The sequence below is a fragment of the Paracoccaceae bacterium Fryx2 genome, assembly GCA_032334235.1.
Lineage (GTDB): Bacteria > Pseudomonadota > Alphaproteobacteria > Rhodobacterales > Rhodobacteraceae > JAVSGI01.
In genome coordinates, this window is the sequence record JAVSGI010000005.1 from 1534947 (window position 1) to 1555874 (window position 20928).

Annotated in this window: 22 protein-coding genes; 8 read left to right on the forward strand and 14 right to left on the reverse strand. The window is 66.3% G+C overall.

The features are described 5' to 3' along the window. The first annotated feature begins 1 nt into the window (after nt 1). From RNZ50_16650 to RNZ50_16660, 3 genes are all read left to right on the forward strand, one after another. Nucleotides 2–1357 carry a glutamine synthetase family protein gene (locus RNZ50_16650; protein MDT8856622.1) on the forward strand — a complete coding sequence of 452 codons (1356 nt, stop codon included), beginning with the start codon at nt 2–4 and terminating at the stop codon, nt 1355–1357. Beyond that, nucleotides 1354–2655 carry an FAD-binding oxidoreductase gene (locus RNZ50_16655; GenBank protein MDT8856623.1) on the forward strand — a complete coding sequence of 434 codons (1302 nt, stop codon included), beginning with the start codon at nt 1354–1356 and terminating at the stop codon, nt 2653–2655. The genes RNZ50_16650 and RNZ50_16655 overlap by 4 nt, the downstream gene beginning before the upstream one ends. Nucleotides 2656–2813: 158 nt before the next feature. After that, complete coding sequence (locus RNZ50_16660) at nt 2814–4004, forward strand: aminotransferase class I/II-fold pyridoxal phosphate-dependent enzyme (GenBank protein ID MDT8856624.1); 1191 nt, start codon at nt 2814–2816, stop codon at nt 4002–4004. Between the two features lie 67 nt (nt 4005–4071). Here the strand turns inward: RNZ50_16660 and RNZ50_16665 are convergent, their stop codons facing one another. Next, nucleotides 4072–5055: a LysR family transcriptional regulator gene (locus RNZ50_16665; GenBank protein MDT8856625.1), complete on the reverse strand. Its 984-nt coding sequence runs from the start codon at nt 5053–5055 to the stop codon at nt 4072–4074. Nucleotides 5056–5272: 217 nt separating this feature from the next. On the opposite strand from RNZ50_16665, the gene RNZ50_16670 reads away from it, so the two are divergent. Next, the gene (locus RNZ50_16670) at nt 5273–6646 is read left to right on the forward strand and encodes an aminotransferase (GenBank protein MDT8856626.1); all 1374 of its coding nucleotides are present in this window, start codon (nt 5273–5275) and stop codon (nt 6644–6646) included. 39 nt (nt 6647–6685) lie between these two features. Here RNZ50_16670 and phaR read toward each other — a convergent pair whose 3' ends face one another. From phaR to phaC, 3 genes are all read right to left on the reverse strand, one after another. After that, nucleotides 6686–7261 (reverse strand): polyhydroxyalkanoate synthesis repressor PhaR, encoded by a 576-nt coding sequence (phaR, locus tag RNZ50_16675; protein MDT8856627.1) that lies wholly within the window; start codon nt 7259–7261, stop codon nt 6686–6688. A gap of 130 nt (nt 7262–7391) precedes the next feature. After that, on the reverse strand, nt 7392–7844 hold the full coding sequence (locus RNZ50_16680) for a Phasin (GenBank protein ID MDT8856628.1): 453 nt from the start codon (nt 7842–7844) through the stop codon (nt 7392–7394). Between the two features lie 140 nt (nt 7845–7984). Continuing rightward, nucleotides 7985–9787, reverse strand: a complete 1803-nt coding sequence (phaC, locus tag RNZ50_16685) for a class I poly(R)-hydroxyalkanoic acid synthase (GenBank protein MDT8856629.1) — start codon at nt 9785–9787, stop codon at nt 7985–7987. Nucleotides 9788–9888: 101 nt separating this feature from the next. Here phaC and phaZ point away from each other — a divergent pair, with 101 nt between their 5' ends. After that, on the forward strand, nt 9889–11166 hold the full coding sequence (gene phaZ / locus RNZ50_16690) for a polyhydroxyalkanoate depolymerase (GenBank protein MDT8856630.1): 1278 nt from the start codon (nt 9889–9891) through the stop codon (nt 11164–11166). Here the strand turns inward: phaZ and RNZ50_16695 are convergent. Genes RNZ50_16695 through RNZ50_16710 form a run of 4 tightly spaced genes read right to left on the reverse strand, consistent with a single transcriptional unit; the run spans nt 11155 to nt 13593 of the window. Further along, entirely contained in the window at nt 11155–11865 is a 711-nt protein-coding gene (locus RNZ50_16695) for an alpha/beta hydrolase (GenBank protein MDT8856631.1), read from the reverse strand. The genes phaZ and RNZ50_16695 overlap by 12 nt on opposite strands. Then, the gene (locus RNZ50_16700) at nt 11862–12161 is read right to left on the reverse strand and encodes a hypothetical protein (protein ID MDT8856632.1); all 300 of its coding nucleotides are present in this window, start codon (nt 12159–12161) and stop codon (nt 11862–11864) included. The genes RNZ50_16695 and RNZ50_16700 overlap by 4 nt, the downstream gene beginning before the upstream one ends. 6 nt (nt 12162–12167) lie before the next feature. Further along, nucleotides 12168–12842 carry an alpha/beta fold hydrolase gene (locus tag RNZ50_16705; protein MDT8856633.1) on the reverse strand — a complete coding sequence of 225 codons (675 nt, stop codon included), beginning with the start codon at nt 12840–12842 and terminating at the stop codon, nt 12168–12170. Then, a complete protein-coding gene (locus tag RNZ50_16710) occupies nt 12826–13593 on the reverse strand; it encodes an alpha/beta hydrolase (protein MDT8856634.1) in 768 nt (255 codons plus the stop codon). Before RNZ50_16710 ends, RNZ50_16705 begins: the two co-directional genes overlap by 17 nt. A gap of 162 nt (nt 13594–13755) precedes the next feature. Here RNZ50_16710 and thrS point away from each other — a divergent pair, with 162 nt between their 5' ends. Then, nucleotides 13756–15702 carry a threonine--tRNA ligase gene (thrS, locus tag RNZ50_16715; GenBank protein ID MDT8856635.1) on the forward strand — a complete coding sequence of 649 codons (1947 nt, stop codon included), beginning with the start codon at nt 13756–13758 and terminating at the stop codon, nt 15700–15702. Nucleotides 15703–15743: 41 nt separating this feature from the next. Here the strand turns inward: thrS and RNZ50_16720 are convergent, their stop codons facing one another. Beyond that, complete coding sequence (locus RNZ50_16720; protein MDT8856636.1) at nt 15744–16100, reverse strand: hypothetical protein; 357 nt, start codon at nt 16098–16100, stop codon at nt 15744–15746. 205 nt (nt 16101–16305) lie between these two features. Between RNZ50_16720 and RNZ50_16725 the strand changes: the two genes are divergently transcribed. Continuing rightward, nucleotides 16306–16512 carry a cold-shock protein gene (locus RNZ50_16725; protein MDT8856637.1) on the forward strand — a complete coding sequence of 69 codons (207 nt, stop codon included), beginning with the start codon at nt 16306–16308 and terminating at the stop codon, nt 16510–16512. A gap of 45 nt (nt 16513–16557) precedes the next feature. On the opposite strand, the gene RNZ50_16730 is transcribed toward RNZ50_16725, so the two are convergent. The 5 genes from RNZ50_16730 to RNZ50_16750 form a co-directional block, all read right to left on the reverse strand. Continuing rightward, nucleotides 16558–16884 (reverse strand): ArsC/Spx/MgsR family protein, encoded by a 327-nt coding sequence (locus RNZ50_16730; GenBank protein MDT8856638.1) that lies wholly within the window; start codon nt 16882–16884, stop codon nt 16558–16560. Nucleotides 16885–16962: 78 nt separating this feature from the next. Continuing rightward, the gene (locus RNZ50_16735) at nt 16963–17364 is read right to left on the reverse strand and encodes a DUF2177 family protein (GenBank protein MDT8856639.1); all 402 of its coding nucleotides are present in this window, start codon (nt 17362–17364) and stop codon (nt 16963–16965) included. 66 nt (nt 17365–17430) lie between these two features. Next, nucleotides 17431–18558 carry an aminotransferase class V-fold PLP-dependent enzyme gene (locus RNZ50_16740; GenBank protein ID MDT8856640.1) on the reverse strand — a complete coding sequence of 376 codons (1128 nt, stop codon included), beginning with the start codon at nt 18556–18558 and terminating at the stop codon, nt 17431–17433. Between the two features lie 164 nt (nt 18559–18722). Continuing rightward, a complete protein-coding gene (locus tag RNZ50_16745) occupies nt 18723–19181 on the reverse strand; it encodes an Lrp/AsnC family transcriptional regulator (GenBank protein MDT8856641.1) in 459 nt (152 codons plus the stop codon). Next, nucleotides 19178–19633, reverse strand: a complete 456-nt coding sequence (locus RNZ50_16750; protein ID MDT8856642.1) for an Lrp/AsnC family transcriptional regulator — start codon at nt 19631–19633, stop codon at nt 19178–19180. The genes RNZ50_16745 and RNZ50_16750 overlap by 4 nt, the downstream gene beginning before the upstream one ends. 132 nt (nt 19634–19765) lie before the next feature. Here RNZ50_16750 and ilvC point away from each other — a divergent pair, with 132 nt between their 5' ends. Beyond that, the gene (ilvC, locus tag RNZ50_16755; protein ID MDT8856643.1) at nt 19766–20788 is read left to right on the forward strand and encodes a ketol-acid reductoisomerase; all 1023 of its coding nucleotides are present in this window, start codon (nt 19766–19768) and stop codon (nt 20786–20788) included. Nucleotides 20789–20928: the final 140 nt, after the last annotated feature.

A 20928-nucleotide genomic window follows, 5' to 3' on the forward strand; every position in this document is an offset into this window, starting at 1 on the left:
CATGTCCGACTGGACCCAGAAACTGCCCGAAGCCACCCGCGACTACATCGCCGGCCGCCGCGTCGACGAGGTGGAATGCATCATCGGCGATGTGGCGGGCGTGGCGCGGGGCAAGGCGATGCCGGCCTCGAAATTCGCCACCCAGAAAAGCTATTTCCTGCCGAACTCGATCTTTCTGCAAACCATCACCGGCGAATGGGCGGACAACCCGTTCGACGCCTTCACCGAACCCGACATGATCCTGGTGCCCGATTTCAGCACCGCCACCGCGGCGCCATGGACGGCCGACGTGACGCTGCAGGTGATCCACGACGCGCAGGATCAGCTTGGCGTGCCGGTGCCGTTCTCGCCGCGCAACGTGCTGCGCCGCATCGTGCACCTGTTCAACGCCGAAGGCTGGACCCCGGTGATCGCGCCCGAGATGGAATTCTTCCTGACCGCGCGCAACATCGACCCCAACATGCCGATCCTGCCGCCGATGGGCCGGTCGGGCCGCCGGGCGGCGGGCAAGCAGGCCTATTCGATGTCGGCGGTCGACGAATACGGCAAGGTGATCGACGACATCTACGATTTCGCCGAAGCCCAGGGGCTGGAAATCGACGGCATCCTGCAGGAGGGCGGCGCCGGGCAGATCGAGCTGAACCTTGCCCACGGCGACCCGGTCAAGCTTGCCGACGACGTGTTCTTCTTCAAGCGGCTGATCCGCGAGGCCGCGCTGCGCCACGACTGTTTCGCCACCTTCATGGCCAAGCCGATCGAGGGCGAGCCGGGCTCGGCGATGCACATCCACCATTCGGTGGTGGATACCAAGACCGGCCGCAACATCTTTTCCGACAAGAAGGGCGGCGAGACGCCGGAGTTCCTGCACTTCATCGCCGGGATGCAGGCCCACCTGCCCGCCGCCGTGGCGCTGCTGGCACCCTATGTCAACAGCTACCGCCGCTATGTGCCGGACTTCGCCGCCCCGATCAACCTCGACTGGGGCCGCGACAACCGCACCACCGGCCTGCGGGTGCCGATTTCGGACCCCGCGGCGCGGCGGGTGGAAAACCGGCTGCCGGGGATGGATTGCAACCCCTACCTCGGCATCGCGGCCAGCCTGGCCTGCGGTTACCTTGGCCTGAAAGAGGGCAAGCTGCCGCGCGCCGAATGCACCGGCAACGCCTATTCCAGTTCCGACGAGCTGCCCTACAACCTGGGCGACGCGCTCGACCTGCTGGAAGAGGACCGCGCGCTGCGCGACGTGCTGGGCGAGGTGTTCTGCGGCGTCTACGATTCCGTCAAGCGCAACGAATACAAGGAGTTCCTGCAGGTCATCAGCCCCTGGGAACGCGAGCATCTGCTGCTGAACGTATGAACCTGCTGTTCGCCAATGACCGGGCCGGGGAATACCCGGCGTCCTGGTATGCCGCCACTGCCGCCCCGCTGGCGCGATTTGCGCCCCTGCAGGGCGATACCCGCGCCGATGTCTGCGTCGTCGGCGGCGGCTACACCGGCCTGTCGGCGGCCCTGCATCTGGCAGAGGCCGGCCTGTCGGTGGTGCTGCTGGAGGCGCATCGCGTGGGCTTCGGCGCCTCGGGGCGCAACGGCGGGCAGGTCGGGTCGGGCCAGCGGCTGGATCAGGACGAGCTTGAGGCGATGGTGGGCATGGAACAGGCCCGCCGGTTGTGGGACATGGCCGAAGAGGCCAAGGCGCTGCTGCGCGGCCTCATCACCCGCCACGCCATGCCCTGCACCTTCCACCCCGGCGTGGCGCACGCCTGCTGGCACGACCGCGAGGTGACCCACGCCCGTTCCCATGCCGACCGCCTCGCCCGCGACTACGGCTATGACCGGCTTGAACCGCTGGACCGCGCAGGCATCCGCGCGCTGATCGGCTCGGAGGTCTACAAGGGCGGCGAGATCGACCATGGCGCAGGCCATGTGCATCCGCTGAACTATGCCATCGGGCTGGCACAGGCAGCGGCGGCGGCCGGGGCCACGATCCACGAAGGCAGTCTGGTGACCGGCATCCAGCACGGCGCAAAAGCGGTGGTGCAGACCGATCAGAGCCGCGTGGTGGCCGATCATGTCATCCTCGCCTGCAACGGCTATCTCGGCGCGCTGGAGCCGAAGGTCGCGGCCAAGGTGATGCCGATCAACAATTTCATCATCGCGACCGAACCGCTGGGTCACCGGGCGGCCGAGATCCTGTCGCAGCCCGTCGCGGTGGCCGACACCAGGTTCGTCGTGAACTACTGGCGGCTGTCGGAAGACAACCGCCTGCTGTTCGGCGGCGGCGAAAGCTACGGCTACCGCTTCCCCGACATCATCCGCACCGTCGCCCGGCCGATGCTGCAGGTCTATCCGCAACTCAAGGGCACCCGCATCACCCATGCCTGGGGCGGCACCCTGGCCATCACGATGAACCGCCTGCCCTGCTTCACCCGGCCCGCGCCGAACGTGCTGTCGGCCTCGGGCTACTCCGGCCACGGCGTGGCGCTGGCGACGCTGGCAGGCAAGGTGATGGCCGAGGCGGTGGCGGGCCAGGCGTCGCGCTTCGACCTCATGGCCAGCCTGCCGCAACCGCGCTTCCCCGGTGGTGCCGCGCTACGCTGGCCGCTGCTGGTGCTGGCGATGACCTGGTATTCGCTCCGCGACCGGCTGGGGCGCTGACGAAAGCCTGCAGTTTCTTCTTGGCCCAAATACCCCCTTTCCGCTGCGTCACCCGCAAGGCGGCGCCGACCGGGTGGCATGCCGCCAACTTCGCGCTGGCAAAATCGGCCGCCAGCCCTTACAGGTTTCCCGAACAAGAGTTTCAGGAAAGTCGCAGCATGGCACCCGACGGACAGATTCTCGCCCCCAATACCCACGACGCCGAACCCATCCCCGAGGCCGCCCGGGCCGAGATCGACCGGCTGCTGCAATCGGGCGACCTGTTCCGCTACACCGCCCCCGATGGCGCGCCGGTCGCGCTGCTGGAAGCCGAATTCGCCGAACTGATGGGCGCGCGCTACGCGCTGGCGGTTTCAAGCTGCTCGGCGGCGCTGTTCCTGTCGCTCAAGGCGCTGGACCTGCCGCGCGGTGCCAGGGTGCTGATTCCGGCCTTCACCTTCGCCGCCGTGCCCTCGGCGGTGGTCCATGCCGATTGCGTGCCGGTGCTTGTCGAGGTCGGCGCCAACTACCGGGTCGACATGGACGATTTCGCCGCCAAGCTCGATGACAGCATCGCGGCGGTGCTGATCAGCCACATGCGCGGCCACACCTCGGACATGGACGCGATCATGGCGCTCTGCGATGCGCGCCAGATTCCGGTGATCGAGGATGCGGCGCATTCGCTGGGCACGCTGTGGCATGGCCGCAAGATCGGCACCATCGGCAAGATCGGCTGCTTCAGTTTCCAGAGCTACAAGATGGTGAATGCGGGCGAGGGCGGCATGATGATCACCGACGACCCCGAACTGGCGGCGCGGGCGGTGATCATGTCGGGCGCCTACGAGCACAACTGGAAAAAGCACCCAGGCCTGCAGAACAGCTTCCCGCTGTGGCAGAACCGCCTGCCGCTCTACAACATGCGCTTGCAGAACCTGTCAGCGGCGGTGATCCGCCCGCAACTGCCCGAACTGGCAGGCCGGGTCGCGAAGGGCCGCAGCGGGCATGACCATGTCGCGGATCTGCTGAACACCTGTGACTGGCTCGACGTGCCGCCGCCGCTGGCGCCGGAGACCCGGGCGCCGGATTCGATCCAGTTCAACCTGGCGGGAGAGTGGACGGATGCCGAGGCCCGCGCCTTCCAGTCCGCCGCCAAGGCCCGCGGCGTGGTGGTGCAGGTGTTCGGCCTCAGCGAAGACAACGCCCGCGCCTTCTGGAACTGGCAGTTCCTCGGCGACATGCCGGACCTGCCGCTGACCCGTGCCATGCTGACGCGGGCCTGCGACGTGCGCCTGCCGGTGCGGCTGACCAGTGCTGAACTGGACTTCATCGCGCAGGCGGTGATCGGGGCGGCGCAGGATGTGAAAGGCTGATCCGGCGGAACCGGCGGCCAAGAGTTTTACCTAAAACTCTTGCAAAATCCTTCAAAGGATTTTGGGCTCACAACACCCGCAGCCGGTCCTTCAGCCAGGGCAGCGCCAGAACCGAGGGCGCCACCACCCGCTCTTGCAGCAGCCCGCGCAGGCGGGTTGCCACTTGCCCCGGCATGTCGCGCAGCATCCCCGCCCGCGCGGTCAGCGAGATCGTGCGGTCCAGCGGCGCGAAGGGCAGCGGCAGCACGTCAGCAGCCCCCTCGAAGCGTTGCGCCGCCTGGATGCCCAGCGGCGTCAGGATTGTCCAGCCTTCGCCCCCCGCAACCATCGCCATGATGGCGTGATAGCTGTCGAGTTCGAAGCGGTGATCCAGCCGCAGGTTCTGCCGCGCCAGATGCGCCGCGATCTGGCGGCCCATGTGATGCCGCGCGGAATAGAGGATCAGCGGCAGGCGTTGCAAGGCCTGCGCCGGATCGCCCTGCACCGCACCGCGCGGGGCCGCCACCACGAAGGGTTCGCACAAGAGCGGATGCACCTCCATCCATTCGCCATTGCCGCCGGGGTCGGCCGCGACATCCGCCCCCAGGTCGGCCGCCACCACCATGTCGAGCGCGCGGGCGTCGAGTTGGTCGAGCAGGCGGTGACTGGCGCCGGTTTCCAGCAGGAAGCGGCAGCCGCGCAGGTCGCCCGCCAGCGCCGACAGCAGGCGCGGCGTCACGTCGGCGTCGAAATCCTCGATCATGCCCAGCCGCAGCGTGGTCAGCGACGACATGTCGGCCATCGCCAGTTCGGCCCGCGCCTCGGTGGCGGAGTTGAGGATGGTCTGGGCGTGGCGGCGGAACATCGTGCCCGCCGGGGTCATCCGCATCGGGCGGGCGCCGCGGTCCAGCAGAGTCACACCCAGCGCCGCCTCCAGCCCCGAAAGCTGCTGGCTTACCGCCGAAGGGCTGGCCCCCAGCCGCCGGGCAGCGGCCGAAATGGCACCCTCTTCGGCTGTGGCCAGGAACACCTCGATGCCCCAGAGCGTCACCCGGCCCTGTGTGTCGCCCATGCCCTGCCCCCTGCCCCGTCGCGTCAAAGGCTAGGGCCTTGGCCCGGCCCATGCAACCGCCCATCCGGCCCCGGCGAAACGCCCGTCCGCTGCGTCGGGGCCCTGCACTATGCCCGCCCCGCCCGCCATTCCGCCCGCGCCCCGCATCGCGGTGATTGTGAAGCGCGGCGCGGACGGATAGCCTGTCGCGGAAATTGCCCCAACAAGGATGACCGCCATGCGTGACGACGCACCAAACAGCTGGGAATCGCGCGCCGATACCTATTCGCTTTACGGCTTCACCGACCTGCCTTCGGTCCACAAGCGCGGCGCGGTCGTGCTGACCCATGGCAAGGGGCCCTATGTCTTCGACGTGCATGGCAACAGCTATCTCGATGCCAATTCCGGCCTGTGGAACATGGTGGCGGGGTTCGACCACCCCGGCCTGATCGCCGCCGCCAAGGCGCAGTATGACACCTTCCCCGGCTATCACGCCTTCTTCGGCCGGATGTCGGACCAGACGGTGATGCTGTCGCAGAAGCTGGTCGAGGTTTCGCCGTTCGAGCGTGGCCGGGTGTTCTATACCAACTCGGGGTCCGAGGCGAACGACACCATGGTCAAGATGCTGTGGTTCCTTGCCGGGGCCGAAGGCCAGCCGCAGCGCCGCAAGATCATCACGCGGGTCAACAGCTATCACGGTGTCACCGCGGTTTCGGCCTCGATGACCGGCAAGCCCTACAATGCGGTGTTCGGCCTGCCGCTGCCCGGCTTCATCCATGTCGGCTGCCCGCATTTCTGGCGCTTCGGCAAGCCGGGTGAAACCGAAAGCCAGTTCACCGCCCGCATGGCGCACGAGCTTGAGGCGCGGATCATCATGGAAGGCCCCGACACCATCGCGGGCTTCTTCGCCGAGCCGGTGATGGGTGCCGGCGGGGTCATCCCGCCCTCGGCCGGGTATTTCCAGGCCATCCAGCCGGTGCTGAAGAAATACGGCATTCCGCTGATCGCGGACGAGGTCATCACCGGCTTCGGGCGCACCGGCAACACCTGGGGCTGCGAGACCTACGACTTCGTGCCCGACGCGATCATCAGTTCCAAGAACATCACCGCCGGGTTCTTCCCGATGGGCGCGGTGATCCTCGGGCCGGAACTGGCCGACCGGGTTCAGGCGGCGGCGGAGCAGATCGAGGAGTTTCCGCATGGCTTCACCGCCTCGGGCCACCCGGTCGGCTGCGCCATCGCGCTGAAGGCGATCGACGTGGTGATGAACGAGGGGCTGGCCGAAAACGTCCGCAGCCTTACGCCGCAGTTCGAGGCGGGCATGGCCCGGCTGGCCGAGAACCCCAACATCGGGGAATGGCGCGGCAAGGGGCTGATGGGCGCGCTGGAAGCGGTGCGCGACAAGGCGACGAAAACGCCGTTCGACGGGTCGCTGTCAGTGTCGGAACGCATCGCCAACGCCTGCACCGACCAGGGGCTGATCTGCCGCCCGCTGGGGCAGGCGATCGTGCTGTGCCCGCCGTTCATCATCACGCCCGCGCAGATGGACGAGATGTTCGACAAGCTTGACGTGGCCATCCGCAAGGTGTTCGCGGAAGTCGCCCGAACTTGAACATCCCATGAGAAAGGGGCGCCCGCGGGCGCCCCTTTTTCACATCTTCGACAGTTTCTTCTGCAATTCCGCCAACTGTTTCTTGATCTGCGCCAGTTCGGCGGCCGAGGTGCCCTCAGGTGCCTCATCCTCGCGGGCGGGGCCGGTGGGGGTGCCCGGCCAGCCCGGAATGCCCGGCACACCGCCCAGCATCGAGCGCAGGAACACCTCCTGCTGCTTGCGCATCGCCTCGAACCCGGGCAGGGCGGCCATCGGATTGGGGATCGCGGTCAGGTTCTCGACCATCTTGGCCTGGCTGTCGCGCAACATCTCGAACGACGCGGCGAGGAACTGCGGCACGATGCTTTGCACCTCGGTGGTGTAGCTGCGCACCAGATCGGTCAGCACACCCAGCGGCAGCACGTTCTGGCCCTTGCTTTCATGCTCGGCCACGATTTGCAGCAGGTATTGCCGGGTAAGGTCGTCGCCGGATTTCAGATCGACGATCTGAACCTCGCGCCCGGCGCGGATGAAGCCCGCGATGTCTTCCAGCGTGACGTAGTCGCTCGTCTCGGTGTTGTAGAGACGGCGGCTGGCATAACGCTTGATCAGCAGTGGCTTGTCGGTTTCGGCCATGAGCCACCCTCCCCTATGTTGCGGTGCAGAGAAGCTTAGGGCAGCGCAGAATAAAAAGAAAGGGCGGGCACAAGGCCCGCCCCCGACGCGTCAGCCGACAGGGAGGAAGGTCGGACGCGTTTTCAATGGCTCACTTCACCGAAGCGGCAACTTTCTTGGCAGCAGTGGTGGCTTCGGTGGTGGCTTTCTTCACGGCGGCGGTGGCATCTTCAGAGATGTCCTTGCCCGCGGCCAGCATCAGCTCGACGGTTTCCATCTGCACTTTTTTCGCAACTTCGGCGAAGGCGGCCAAGTTTTCGGCAGCCATCTCGGCGGCGGCGGACGCGAAGTCGGTCGCGGCCTTGGTGTATTCGGTCGGCTCGGATTTGGCCTTGGCGGCATCGGCCAGCTTGGCGATGGTGTCCTTGGCCCATTTCGAGGTGATCTCGGTCGACTTTTCAGCCGCTTCCAGCGCGACCTTGGTGAACTTCTCGCCCATCGCGGCCTGGGTCTTGAACGCGTTCTGCATCGCGGAGGCGTCAACCGGGAAGGACGCCATCATGTCTTGCATGACTTTGGTGAGGTCGGGGGTCGGGTTGGCCATGGTGTTCGCTCCTAGCGTGTGGTGTCGCTCGTTTCCTGATGATCCGGTTATAAATGCTGCACCGCAGAAAAGCAAGCACTTTCTGCGGTGCAGCATGAAATTTTCCCAATGAAACAAGGTCTCAAAATGCCCTTGCAGGATCAGGCACTTGGCACGGCGGTGACATAGGTGCCGGGGGCCGGGCACAGTACGGGGTTGGTCGAATCACCCGGAATCCGCGCCGCCACCTGCTTGCCCGAGCGCGCCGCCAGCCACTTGCCCCAGAGCGGCCACCACGACCCGGGATGATAGGTCGCGCCCTCGCGGAACGCCTCGGGCGTGTCGAGCGGGGCATCGTTGGTGTAATGGCCATACTTGCCCTTGGACGGCGGGTTGACGATGCCCGCGATATGGCCGGATTCCGACAGGATGAAGGTCTTGTCCTTCGACCCGAACTGCCGGATGCCGTTGAAAGACCCCTTCCACGCGGCGATATGGTCGGTTTCGCAGGCAATCGCGCAGATCGGCGTCCGGATGTCGCCCAGCCGCACCGGCTCGCCGAACACCGGGAATTCGCCGCGCGCCAGCTTGTCGTCCTGGCAGAGCATCCGCAGGTATTCGACCGCCATCTTCGCGGGCAGGTTGGTGCCGTCGCCGTTCCAGAACAGCAAGTCGAACGCGGGAGGCTGCTCGCCCAGCATGTAGCTGCGGATCGCGGGCTGATAGATCAGGTCGTTGGATCTCAGATAGCTGAAGGTGCGCGACATGAAGGCCTTGTCGAGGATGCCGTCAACCTTGACCTGACGTTCGATGCCATCGACGAAATCGTCGTTCAGGAACACCCCGACCTCACCCTGGTCGGAAAAGTCGGTCAGCGTGGTGAAGAAGGTGGCGGCGTTCACCGTCTTGTCGCCCATGCGCTGCAGGTGCGCCAGCGTTGCCGTCAGCGTGGTGCCCGCGATGCAGTAGCCGACCGCGTTCAGCTTGGGCTGGTCGGTGATGCGGCGCACCTCGGCCATGGCGCGCAGATAGCCGTCGCGGATGTAGTCATCCATCCCGACCTCGGCGTAGGACGCATCGGGGTTGACCCAGCTGACCACGAACAGGGTGAAGCCCTGATCGACGATCCACTTGATCAGGCTGTTCTGCGGCTTCATGTCGAGGATGTAGAACTTGTTGATCCAGGGCGGAAAGATCAGCAGCGGCGTGGCATGAACGGTTTCGGTGGTCGGGGAATACTGGATAAGCTCCAGCATCCGGTTGCGATACACCACCGCGCCGGGGGTGGTGCCGATGTTCACCCCGACCTCGAACGCCTCGGGGTCGGCCAGCGTCACCATCAACTCGCCATTGTGTGACTCGATGTCGCGCACCAGGTTTTCCATGCCCGCCACCAGCGAATCACCGTCGGTCTGCACCGCGCGCTCCAGTGCATCGGGGTTCGTGGCCAGGAAATTGGTCGGCGACATCATGTCGACGATCTGGCGGGTGAAGTATTCGATCCGCTTCTTCTCGTGCGGCTCGAGGTTTTCCAGCCCCGAGATCGCTGTGCTGATCGCCTCGGCGTTCATCAGATACTGCTGCTTGATGAAATTGAAATAGGGGTGCGTTTCCCACAGCGGGTTGGCGAATCGGCGGTCCTTGGGCGTCGGGTCTGACGGGGCCTTCAGTTCACCCTTCACAAGCACCTGCTGCGCCTCGACGTAGTGTTTCAGGCTCTTGCCCCAGTAGGTGAACTGATTTTCCAGGATTTTCGACGGATTCTGCATCATTTCGGCAACATATGCCGTCGCGGCCTTCATATAAACGTCATGTCCGGGGCCGCTGAGCGCCGGATCCGCCAGTTTGCGCCGGGCAATCGCCGCCGTCAGGCGCTTTGACAACGCATCGACCAGCGCAAGATTGGCGTTAAGGCGGTCGAGCCGTTCCAACCGCATGCCTGCGTCGTTGTCTTCGGTTGTCATGTTAGTGTTTCCCCCCTATCGTGCTGCTATGCAGCATTACACCCCCAGTCCGGGGGCAGCCGCGACGCAGGGGCCGGGCCGCTCCCGGACAAGGAGACGCAATGAAGTATATGGCGACCTATGACCTTATGGAAAGCGCCCGCAACACGAATGCGTGGCTGGGTGCAACCGCGAAGGCGATGGCGTCCTATCCGGCGTTCGCGCTTTCCATGAACCCGATGCTGCAACTGACCGCGGCCTGGGGTCAGGTGACCGAACGGACCTTCGCCCGGATGATCGCCAAGCCCGACTGGGGCATCCGCTCGATCGTTGGCCCCGATGGCACCGACCATCTTGTCGACGTGCTTCCGGTGGTGAAGAAGGCGTTCGGGGATCTGGTGCATTTCTCGGTTCGCCGCCGGGCGCCGATGGCCCGCCGCATCCTGCTGGTAGCACCGATGTCGGGCCATTACGCGACCCTGCTGCGCTCGACCGTGGCAAGCCTGCTGCCCGATGCAGATGTCTATGTGACCGACTGGCACAACGCCCGCGACATCCCGGTGTCGGAAGGCAAGTTCGATGTCGAGGATTACACGCTGTATCTGGTTGATTTCCTGCGGTTCCTCGGGCCGGACACCCATGTGATCGCGGTGTGTCAGCCGGTGCCGCTGGCGCTGGCCGCCACCGCCTATCTGGCCGGCGAAGACCCGGACGCGCAGCCGCGCAGCCTGACGCTGATCGGCGGCCCGGTCGATCCCGATGCCGCCGCCACCGAAGTGACCGACTTCGGCCGCCGCGTGACGATGGGGCAGCTGGAACAAATGGCGATCCAGCGCGTCGGCTTTACCTGCAAGGGGGCCGGGCGGCTGGTCTATCCGGGGCTGTTGCAGCTGCAAAGCTTCATCTCGATGAACGCCGAACGCCATTCCAAGGCGTTCTCCGAACAGATCATGCGCGTGGCCCGGGGCGAGGCGTCGGACCACGACGCCCACAACCGCTTCTATGACGAATATCTGGCGGTGATGGACATGACGGCGGAATTCTACCTGTCCACCGTCGAGCGCATCTTCAAGAACCGCGAGATCGCCACGAACGATTTCTCCGTGGCGGGCAAGCGCGTAGATATCGGCGCCATCACCCAGGTGGCGGTGAAGACGGTCGAGGGTGCCAATGACGACATCTCGGCCCCCGGCCAATGCATCGCCGCGCTGAAACTGCTGACCGGCCTGCCTGATTCGAAGAAGGCCAGCCACGTCGAACCCGGTGCCGGGCATTACGGCATCTTCGCGGGCAAGTCCTGGCGGCTGAACATCCGCCCGCTGGTGCTGAACTTCATCGACGCCAACTCGGGCAGGGACGAGGCCGAAAAGCCGCGAATCTCGCTGGCCTCATCGCAGTAGCAGCGGCCTGTTCAGAAAGGTCTCCAGCGCCTCTGAAACAGCTTCGGGCTGTTCCAGGGGCGCCATCATGTCGGCGCCCTCGATCAGCAGCAGCCTGGCATAGGGCATCAGCCCCACGACGAAATCCTGCCTGCGCTGCATCTGGGGCGTATCCTGCGCCCCGGCGATCACCAGCGCGGGCAGCAGGGCGCGGCGCAGGGTCTTCTGCTGATCGGGGCGGCGCTGCATGGCGCGCGATTGCACGACAAACACCCCGGGGTCGAAGCCCGCCGCCATGTCGGCCACCAGCGCCAGCACCCGGGCCCGCCCCGGCCCCGGCGCAAGTGCTGCCAGCGGCACCTCCTCGGCCATCGCCTGTGACAACCGCCCCGACCGTGCCGCAACCATCCGCGATTCGCGCGCCGCGGCGGTTTGCGGGGTTTCCGACAGCGGGTCGGTCGAGATCAGCGCCACCCGCGTCACCCGGTCAGGGGCCCGGCGGATCATCTCCAGCGCCACGTCGCCACCAAGGCCAAGCCCGGCCAGTGCAAACCGCGGCGGGGCGGCGGCAAGGATCGCCTGCGCCATGTCCTCGACCGTTGCGCCACAGGTCGGCAAGGCCAGCATCACCGGCCGGCGCGGCGACAGGGCAAGGATCTGGGGCAGGAACTGACGTGCGTCGGCCATCAGACCGGGGATCATCAGCAGCGGTTCCGTCACAGCCCCGCCGCCCAGTCGAGGATCAGCGCCACCGTTTCCGCCGTCTGTCCGGGGCTGAGGATGTCGCCCGCAATGACATGCGACCACCCGTCATCACCCGGCCCCATCGTCCGCCACTCGATCCACAGCGGCCCGCCCCAACGTGCCATCACGGCCGTGGTGCGCGACGGGTCCACCACCCGGTCATCCTCCGACATCAGCACCAGCGCCGGGGTGGTGACGCCCGAAAGGTCGAGCCTGCGCACATGGCGCACCAGCGCCGCCATCGGGAACAGCGCGGCGGTGGGGTAGGCCATCGTCCATTAACGCGCCTGATCCGGGCTGCGCGGGGTGAAGGTCTGGCTGGCCCCGGCCAGCAGCGGCCCCCAGTGGCGCACCAGCGGCAGGTCGAGCAGGAAGCCCGCCGCCCCCGCCACCCCGAAGTTCGGCGACACCAGCACCACCCCCGCCAACCCCTGCGACAACGCGGGGTCGCTGGCGGCCAGCACCGCCAGCGTGCCGCCGGTCGAGGTGCCGATCACCAGCACCCGCTCGCCCAGCCGCCGCCCGATCGCCATGGCTTCTGCCATGTCCTCGATCCAGTCGCCCGCCACGGGTTCGGCCATCGGCGCCGCCCCGCGCCCGTGCCCGGCCAGCCGCGTCAGGAACAGGTTTGCCCCCAGCCCCGCCGCCACCTGCTGCGGCACCGGGGCGATTTCATGCCAGGTGGCGGAAAAGCCGTGAACGTAGATCACTGCGAGCGGCGTCCTGACCCCCGGCGACCCGGCCCAGACGAGCCGCTTCCCGGTTTCCGGCATGATGTCTGAAAACTGCAATTCCTGCTCTGCAAGCCACGCGTCAAGATCATCCCCGAGAGTACTGGATTCAAACCCGATCACCCGGTCGACGGGCTCATCGGGTGCCAACAGCCAGATCGCCAAAAATGCCAGAAGAAGGAAAACCAGTATACGGCCCAGCAGCCTACCGAAGCGCCGCATCGGTTCCCCCCGGCAGGTCGTCCAGCGTCGCGGTCAGCAGCGCGAGACAGTCCGGGGTGGAAAAGCGGTGGTCCGCCCCCTTGACCAGCGTCAGGTGGGTATCCGGCCCGGTCGCGCGATCCAGCAGCCGCAGCGCCACGGCAGGCGGCACGTCCACATCCGCCGTGCCCTGCAACAGCCGAACCGGAAACGGCAGGTGCAGGGGCGCGCGCAGCACCAGCCGACGCTGGCCGTCCTCGATCAGGTGGCGGGTGATGATGTAGGGGCCGTCGGAATAATCGGACGGCAGCGCCACCTGTCCGTCACGCAGCAGCGCCGCCCGCTGATCGGGCGTGAACCCGGCCCACATGCTGTCTTCGGTGAAGTCGGGTGCTGCGGCGATGCCGACCAGACCGGCGATCCGCTCGGCCCTCTCCCGCGCCAGCAGCAGCGCGATCCACCCGCCCATCGACGACCCGACCAGCACCTGCGGCCCCGTGGTCAGCGCGTCAAAGATCGCCAGCGCATCCTCGAACCAGTCACCGATACAGCCATCGAGAAAGTCACCGCCCGACGCACCATGGCCGGAATAGTCGAACCGCAGGAACGCCCGCCCCCGCGCCTCGGCCCAGGCTTGCAACGCCTGCGCCTTGGTCCCGGTCATGTCCGACCGGAAGCCGCCCAGAAACACCACCCCCGGCCCGCGCCCCGGCGTGGCATGAAAGGCGATGCGGCGGCCCTGCGGCGTGATGTGTTGGGTCGGGTCTTGCATCGGCACCTCCGGGGGATGGCCCTAGCTATAAACCGGCGCGGGGCCGATTGTCACCCGCCGCCGGTCGCGCTTGACTTTGCGGTGGCAGCGGCGCATCAGACTGCCCGACATAACCCGCAACCGGGCGTTTCGTAGACGCCAAACCGACGAGGATCGCCAGACATGGCCCAGATTTCCCTCACCTTTCCCGATGGCAACCGACGCGACTATGCGGCGGGCGTGACCCCCGCCGAAGTGGCGGCGGGCATCTCGACCAGCCTCGGGAAGAAGGCCATTTCGGCGCAGGTCGATGGCGCGCACCACGATCTGCAATGGCCGATCCTGACGGATGCGACCATCGCCATCAACACCATGGCCGACGACGGCCCGGCGCTGGAACTGATCCGCCACGATTTCGCGCATGTCATGGCGCGCGCGGTGCAGGAGCTTTGGCCAGAGGTCAAGGTGACCATCGGCCCGGTGATCAAGGACGGCTGGTATTACGATTTCGACCGGGCGGAGCCCTTCACGCCCGAAGATCTGGGTGCCATCGAGGCCCGGATGAAGCAGATCGTCAACCTGCGCGACCCGGTCAAGACCGAGGTGTGGGACCGGGCCGACGCCATCGCCTTCTACGAGGCGCGGGGCGAGACCTACAAGGTCGAACTGGTGCAGGCGATTGCCGAAGACCAGAAGATCCGCATGTACTGGCACGGGCATTGGCAAGACCTGTGCCGCGGCCCGCATTTCCAGCACACCGGCCAACTGCCCGCCGACGCCTTCAAGCTGATGTCGGTGGCCGGGGCCTACTGGCGCGGCGACAGCAGCCGCCCGATGCTGCAACGCATCTACGGCGTGGCCTTCCGCAACCGGGACGACTTGAAAGCCCACCTGACCATGCTGGAGGAGGCCGCCAAGCGCGACCACCGACGCCTTGGCCGCGAGATGGACCTGTTCCACCTGCAGGAAGAGGCGCCGGGCATGGTGTTCTGGCACCCCAACGGCTGGCTGATCTACCGCACGCTGGAAGACTACATGCGCCGCCGCCAGATCGCCGCGGGCTACAAGGAAATCCGCACGCCGCAGGTGGTGGACCGCGTGCTCTGGGAACGTTCGGGCCACTGGGAGGCCTACCGCGAGAACATGTTCATCGTCGAGGTCGACGAAGAAGGCGCCAAGGAAAAGCGTATCAACGCGCTGAAGCCGATGAACTGCCCCTGCCATGTGCAGGTCTATAATCAGGGCCTGAAATCCTATCGCGACCTGCCGCTGCGGCTGGCCGAGTTCGGGTCATGCCACCGCTACGAATCCTCGGGCTCGATGCACGGGCTGATGCGGGTGCGCGGCTTCACACAAGACGATGCGCACATCTTCTGCACCGCCGAGCAGATCGAGGCGGAATGTGCCAGCTTCATCGGGCTGTTGTCTTCGGTCTACCACGACCTCGGGTTCGAGAGCTTCGACATCAAGCTGTCTACCCGCCCCGAGGTCCGCATCGGCTCCGACGAAGACTGGGACGCGGTCGAAACCGCGCTCGAAAACGCGATCAGGAAGGTCGGCCGCGACTACGTGATCGACCCCGGCGAGGGTGCCTTCTACGGCCCGAAGCTGGATTTCAAGCTGACCGACGCCATCGGGCGGCAATGGCAGTGCGGCACCTTCCAGGTCGACCCCAACCTGCCGTCGCGGCTGGGGGCGGAATACATCGGGGACGATGGCGCCAAGCACCGCCCCTACATGCTGCACCGCGCCATTCTGGGCTCTTTCGAGCGGTTCATCGGCATCCTGATCGAGAACTATGCGGGCAAGCTGCCCTTCTGGCTGGCGCCGCGTCAGGTGGTGGTGGCCTCGATCGTGTCGGATGCCGACCCCTTCGTGAACGAGATCGTGGCGTCCCTGCGCGCCGTGGGGGTGCGGGCCGAGGCCGACGTGCGCAACGAGAAGATCAACTACAAGGTGCGCGAACATTCGGTCGGCAAGGTGCCGGTGATCCTTGCCATCGGAATGAAAGAGGTCGAGGACCGCACGGTTTCGGTCCGCCGTCTGGGCGAAAACCAGACCAGCACGCAGACCCTGGCGCAGATTGTCGAATCGCTGCGGCTGGAGGCGCTGGCACCCGACCTGCGCTGAGCCTTGCAAGCCAGGCGCCGGACCCCGGCGCCTGGCACGCCTCAATACGCGTCGGGTTCGCGTGCCGACAGTGCCAGCACCCCGCCCAGCGCGCACATCGCGATCGGGAACATGGTGAAGACGCCAAAGCCGAAGCCCAGCCACAGCGCCCCGGCCGAGGCCAGCAGCAACCCGCCCGCGATCATGTTGCGCGACCGCGCCATCGCCCCGCCCGCAATTGCCAGAATCGGTGCCATGAAGGCCGAGAACCGCACGAGGGCCACGTTGTCGACCTGATGCGCAAGCTGGCCGATCTCGCCATGCCGGTCGATGAATTCGGTGTAGCCATAGCCGAAAAAGCCCACGATCATCGCCCAGACTCCGCCGATGATCCCCAGAACAAGTGCCGCGTTGCGCATGCTGCCTCCGATAGGCGCAACATGGGGGGCCGGATGCGGCCTTGCCATATCGCGCTTGATTTTTATCGCCGTTTTGGCATGATTTTCACCGTGACAACAGGCTTTCTGACCGCCTCCTGTCCCCAGGCAGCCGGAATGATTGGAAAAACTGGGTGCACGCCCGCGGCATGTCGCCCCGGGAAGGACGGATGTAAGGAGATGCGGCATGCCGACGGGCACCGTGAAATGGTTCAACAGCACCAAGGGCTATGGCTTCATTGCGCCCGATGACGGCGGCAAGGACGTTTTCGTGCATATTTCGGCGGTAGAGCGGGCAGGCCTCAGGGCGCTGAACGACAATCAGAAGATCGGCTACGAACTTCAGTCGGGCCGCGACGGCAAGCAGTCGGCCGGCGACCTTCGCATTCTCTGAGGTCGCGGCCAAGGCCAATGGCGGCCCGCCCGGGCGGGCCGTCGGTCAGGGCAGAAGGGCAGCCTGAACCGCCTCGTCCCACCCCAGCAGCAGCTTGTCGCCATCCCGGATCACCGGCCGCTTCATCAGGGTCGGCTGCTGCTTCAACTGCTCGTCCGCCTCGGAAGCCTTCAGCCAGTCGCTGAGGCCGCGCCAGGTGGTCGATGACTTGTTGATGATCCGGTCACCGAATTCCCCGACCAGTTCCTCGATCTCGGCGGCACTCAGCGGCTGGGCCCGGATGTCGCGGAAGGTCACGTCGCGCCCCGCCGCCTGAAGCGCCTTCAGCGCCTTCTTGCAGGTGTCGCAGGTGGAAATGCCGTATAGGATCATGGGACGACTCCGCTAACAGATGTTCGGGCCGCGCAAGGCTACACCGCCCCGCACGGCACCGCACCCGAAAAAGGCAGCTCAGGTTGTCAGCGCGCGGGTGACCATCACGCCAGCCCAGGCGGAAAACCCGGTCAGCACGGCACCCCAGGTCACATCCGCCGCCACCATGGTCGGATGCCAGTCCTTCATGATCGCATAGCTGGTGAACTCGTAAGTGCCGTAGGCCATCGCCCCCAGCACCGCCCCGCCGATCAACGCCTGAATGGGCAGGCCCGCCCGCAGTGCGGGCAGCGAGATCAGCCAGATCAGCCCCGCCACATAGGCCAGATAGAACAGCGCCGCCGCCGCCATGCGCGGGCTTTCCAGCATCGCGTCCCCAAGGTGGCTGGTGAACAGCGGCTTCATGAACAGCGTCAGCATCACCGCGTCCAGCGCAAGGAAGATCACGGCGGTGGCAAGGTACAGGATCAGAAGGGTCATGAGCGTCTCCGATGTTCGTTGTTCATCTAGCGCGCCCCGCCGCGAGGAACAGGGCGCGCCGCACCATTACAGCACCCGGTCCACCGCCGCCTGCAACCGCGCCACGGTGCCCGGCACGTCAACCAGCTTGTCCAGCCCGAACAGGCCCAGCCGGAAGGTGCGGAACGCCGCCCCCTCGCCCACCTGCAACGGCACGCCCGCCGCGATCTGCAGGCCCTCGGCCAGGAACTTCTTGCCGTTCTGCACCTCGGGGTCATCGGTGAACGACACCACCACCCCCGGCGCGCCGAACCCTTCCGCCGCGACAGAAACGACACCCTTTTCCGCCAGCATCGCCCGCACCGCGCGCCCCAGCGCCCACTGCGCCGCCTTCATCTCGGCAAGGCCCAGCGCGCGGGTCTCGGCCATCGCATCGCGCAAACCCAGCAGCGCATCGGTCGGCATCGTCGCGTGATAGGCGTGCCCCCCCGCCTCGTAGGCCGCCATGATGCTGCGCCACTTCTTCAGGTCCAGCGCGAAACTGTCCGACGCCGTTTCCGCCAGCCGCGCCTCGGCCCGCGCCGACAGCATCACCATCCCGGCGGAAGGCGACGCCGACCAGCCCTTCTGCGGCGCCGAGATCAGCACATCCACCCCCGTCGCCTGCATGTCGACCCAGACACAGCCCGACGCGATGCAATCCAGCACCAGCAGCGCCCCCACCTCGTGCGCCGCCGCCGCCATCGCCGCAATATAGTCGTCGGGCAGGATCAGCCCGGCCGAGGTTTCGACATGCGGGGCGAACACCACATCCGGGCGCACCTCCAGAATCTTCGCCACCACCTCGTCGATCGGCGGCGGGGCAAAGGCGGCTTGCGCCCCGTTGCCCGAAGCCCGCGCCATCACCACCGTGGTCCCGGCAACAAAGCCCCCCGCCTCGAAGATCTGGCTCCAGCGATTGGAAAACCAGCCGTTGCGCACGATCAGAACCTGCCGCCCGGCACCGAACTGCCGCGCCACCGCTTCCATGGCGTAAGACCCGCCGCCCGGCACCAGCGCCACCGCGGCGGCACCGTAAACCTCGCGCAGCATCTCCGAAATGTCACGCATCACCCCCTGGAACTTCGCGGACATGTGGTTCAGCGAGCGGTCGGTGAACACCACCGAAAATTCCTGCAAGCCATCGGGGTCGATATCGGGGCGCAAGCCGGGCATGGGTATCTCCTGTCAGAACTCCCCCTGAATACCCCCCACACCGCCCCGAAAACCAGAAGAAACCTGCCCGGCTTTCATCTTGGCCCAAATATCCTCGGGGGGGCCCGCAGGGCGGGGGGCAGACAGCCCCCCTCAGCCCCCCGGTCACTCTGCCCGCGCCCCCTCTACCCCAGCGGCCCGGGCCGCCGCTCTTCCGTCAGCAGCACATTGGCCTCCACCTGCCCCACGCCCGGCAGCGTCATGATCCTCCGCCGCAGCACGCGCTCGAAATCCGCGATGTCGCGGGCCACCACCCGCAGGCGATAGTCGAACAGTCCCAGCACATGCTGCACCACCTGCACCTCCGGGATTGCCGACACCGCGCGTTCGAAATCCTCGAGGCTGACCCGCCCCTTGGTCGCCAGTTTGACCCCCAGAAACACCGTCACGCCGAAACCCAGTGCCGCCCGGTCCACCACCAGCCGCCGCCCGGCCAGCACCCCGGCCTCCTCCAGCCGCCGCACCCGGCGCCAGGTGGCGGGCTGGCTCAGCCCGAAGCGGCGGCCCAGTGCCCCGGCCGACAGCGTGCCGTCCTGCGCCAGTGCGCGCAGCAGCGCACGGTCGGTGTCGTCCAGGTCGATCACAGCGGCAACCCCTCGCCGTCCTTGATGCTGGCGATCAGCATCAGCGCCTCGATGTCGGCGATGTGCGGCAGGGTCAGGATGCGGCGGCGGTAGACCTCCTGATACTGCTTCATGTCGCGGGCGATCACCGTCAGACGCACGTCGACCCGGCCCAGGAAAGTCTCGATCTGCGTCACCTCGGGCACTTCGCGGGCGGCGGCGAGGAACTCGTCGAAGGCGCGCGGGTCGGTCTTGTCGAGCGTGAAGCGCAAGGAGACCTCGACCTCGTAGCCCAGCTTGCGCCAGTCGATCACCGCCTGCCGCGCGCCGATCACCCCCTGCGCCGTCAGCCTCTCCAGCCGCCGCCAGGCGGTGGCACTGGTGACGCCTGCGCGTTCCGCCACCTCGGCGGTGGTCAGCATCGGGTCGGCCAGCATGTGCCGCAGCAGGCGGCGGTCGGTATCGTCGAGCATGATTTTTCCACGGTTTCAGCAATCGGCGCATGATTATTCGCACATACACCCGAAAACATCAAACTATGCATCCATCATCACGGCGCCCCGTCTATTCTGCGCCCAGAAAACACCCAACCAGAGGACCGCCCGATGCGCGTGTATTATGACCGTGACTGCGACATCAACCTGATCAAGGACAAGAAGGTTGCCATCCTCGGCTATGGCAGCCAGGGCCACGCCCACGCGCTGAACCTGCGCGATTCCGGCGCCAAGAACCTTGTCGTCGCGCTGCGCGAGGGCTCGGCCTCGGCCAAAAAAGCCGAAGGCGAGGGCCTGAAGGTGATGGGCATCGCCGAGGCCGCCGCCTGGGCCGATCTGATCATGTTCACCATGCCCGACGAACTTCAGGCCGAAACCTACAAGAAATACGTCCATGACAACATCCGCGAAGGTGCCGCCATCGCTTTTGCGCACGGGTTGAACATCCACTTCGGCCTGATCGAGCCGAAGGCCGGCGTCGATGTCATCATGATGGCCCCCAAGGGCCCCGGCCACACCGTGCGCGGCGAATATGTCAAGGGCGGCGGCGTGCCCTGCCTTGTGGCCGTTGACAAGGACGCCACGGGCCGCGCGATGGAAATCGGCCTGTCCTATTGCTCGGCCATCGGCGGTGGCCGTTCCGGGATCATCGAGACCAACTTCCGCCAGGAATGCGAAACCGACCTGTTCGGCGAACAGGCCGTGCTCTGCGGCGGTCTGGTCGAACTGATCCGCATGGGGTTCGAGACGCTGGTCGAGGCGGGTTACGAGCCGGAGATGGCCTATTTCGAATGCCTGCACGAGGTGAAGCTGATCGTCGACCTGATCTATGAAGGCGGCATCGCCAACATGAACTACTCGATCAGCAACACCGCCGAATACGGCGAATACGTCAGCGGCCCGCGCATCCTGCCCTATGCCGAAACCAAGGCGCGGATGAAAGCCGTGCTGACCGACATCCAGACCGGCAAGTTCGTCCGCGACTTCATGCAGGAAAACGCCGTGGGCCAGCCGTTCTTCAAGGCGACCCGCCGGATCAACGACGAACACCAGATCGAACAGGTCGGAGAAAAGCTGCGCGCCATGATGCCGTGGATCTCCAAGGGCAAGATGGTCGATCGTTCGCGCAACTGACGCAGGCATGGTCCGGGGCACCTTCGGGTGCCCCGCGCCCCTTGGCCCTTGGCGCTTCTGCACGTCGGCGCGGTGTTCCGGCACCTGCCGCCACGACTGCGCGAGGGCGAACAGCAGCAGCGCCGCCGGCACGTCCGACC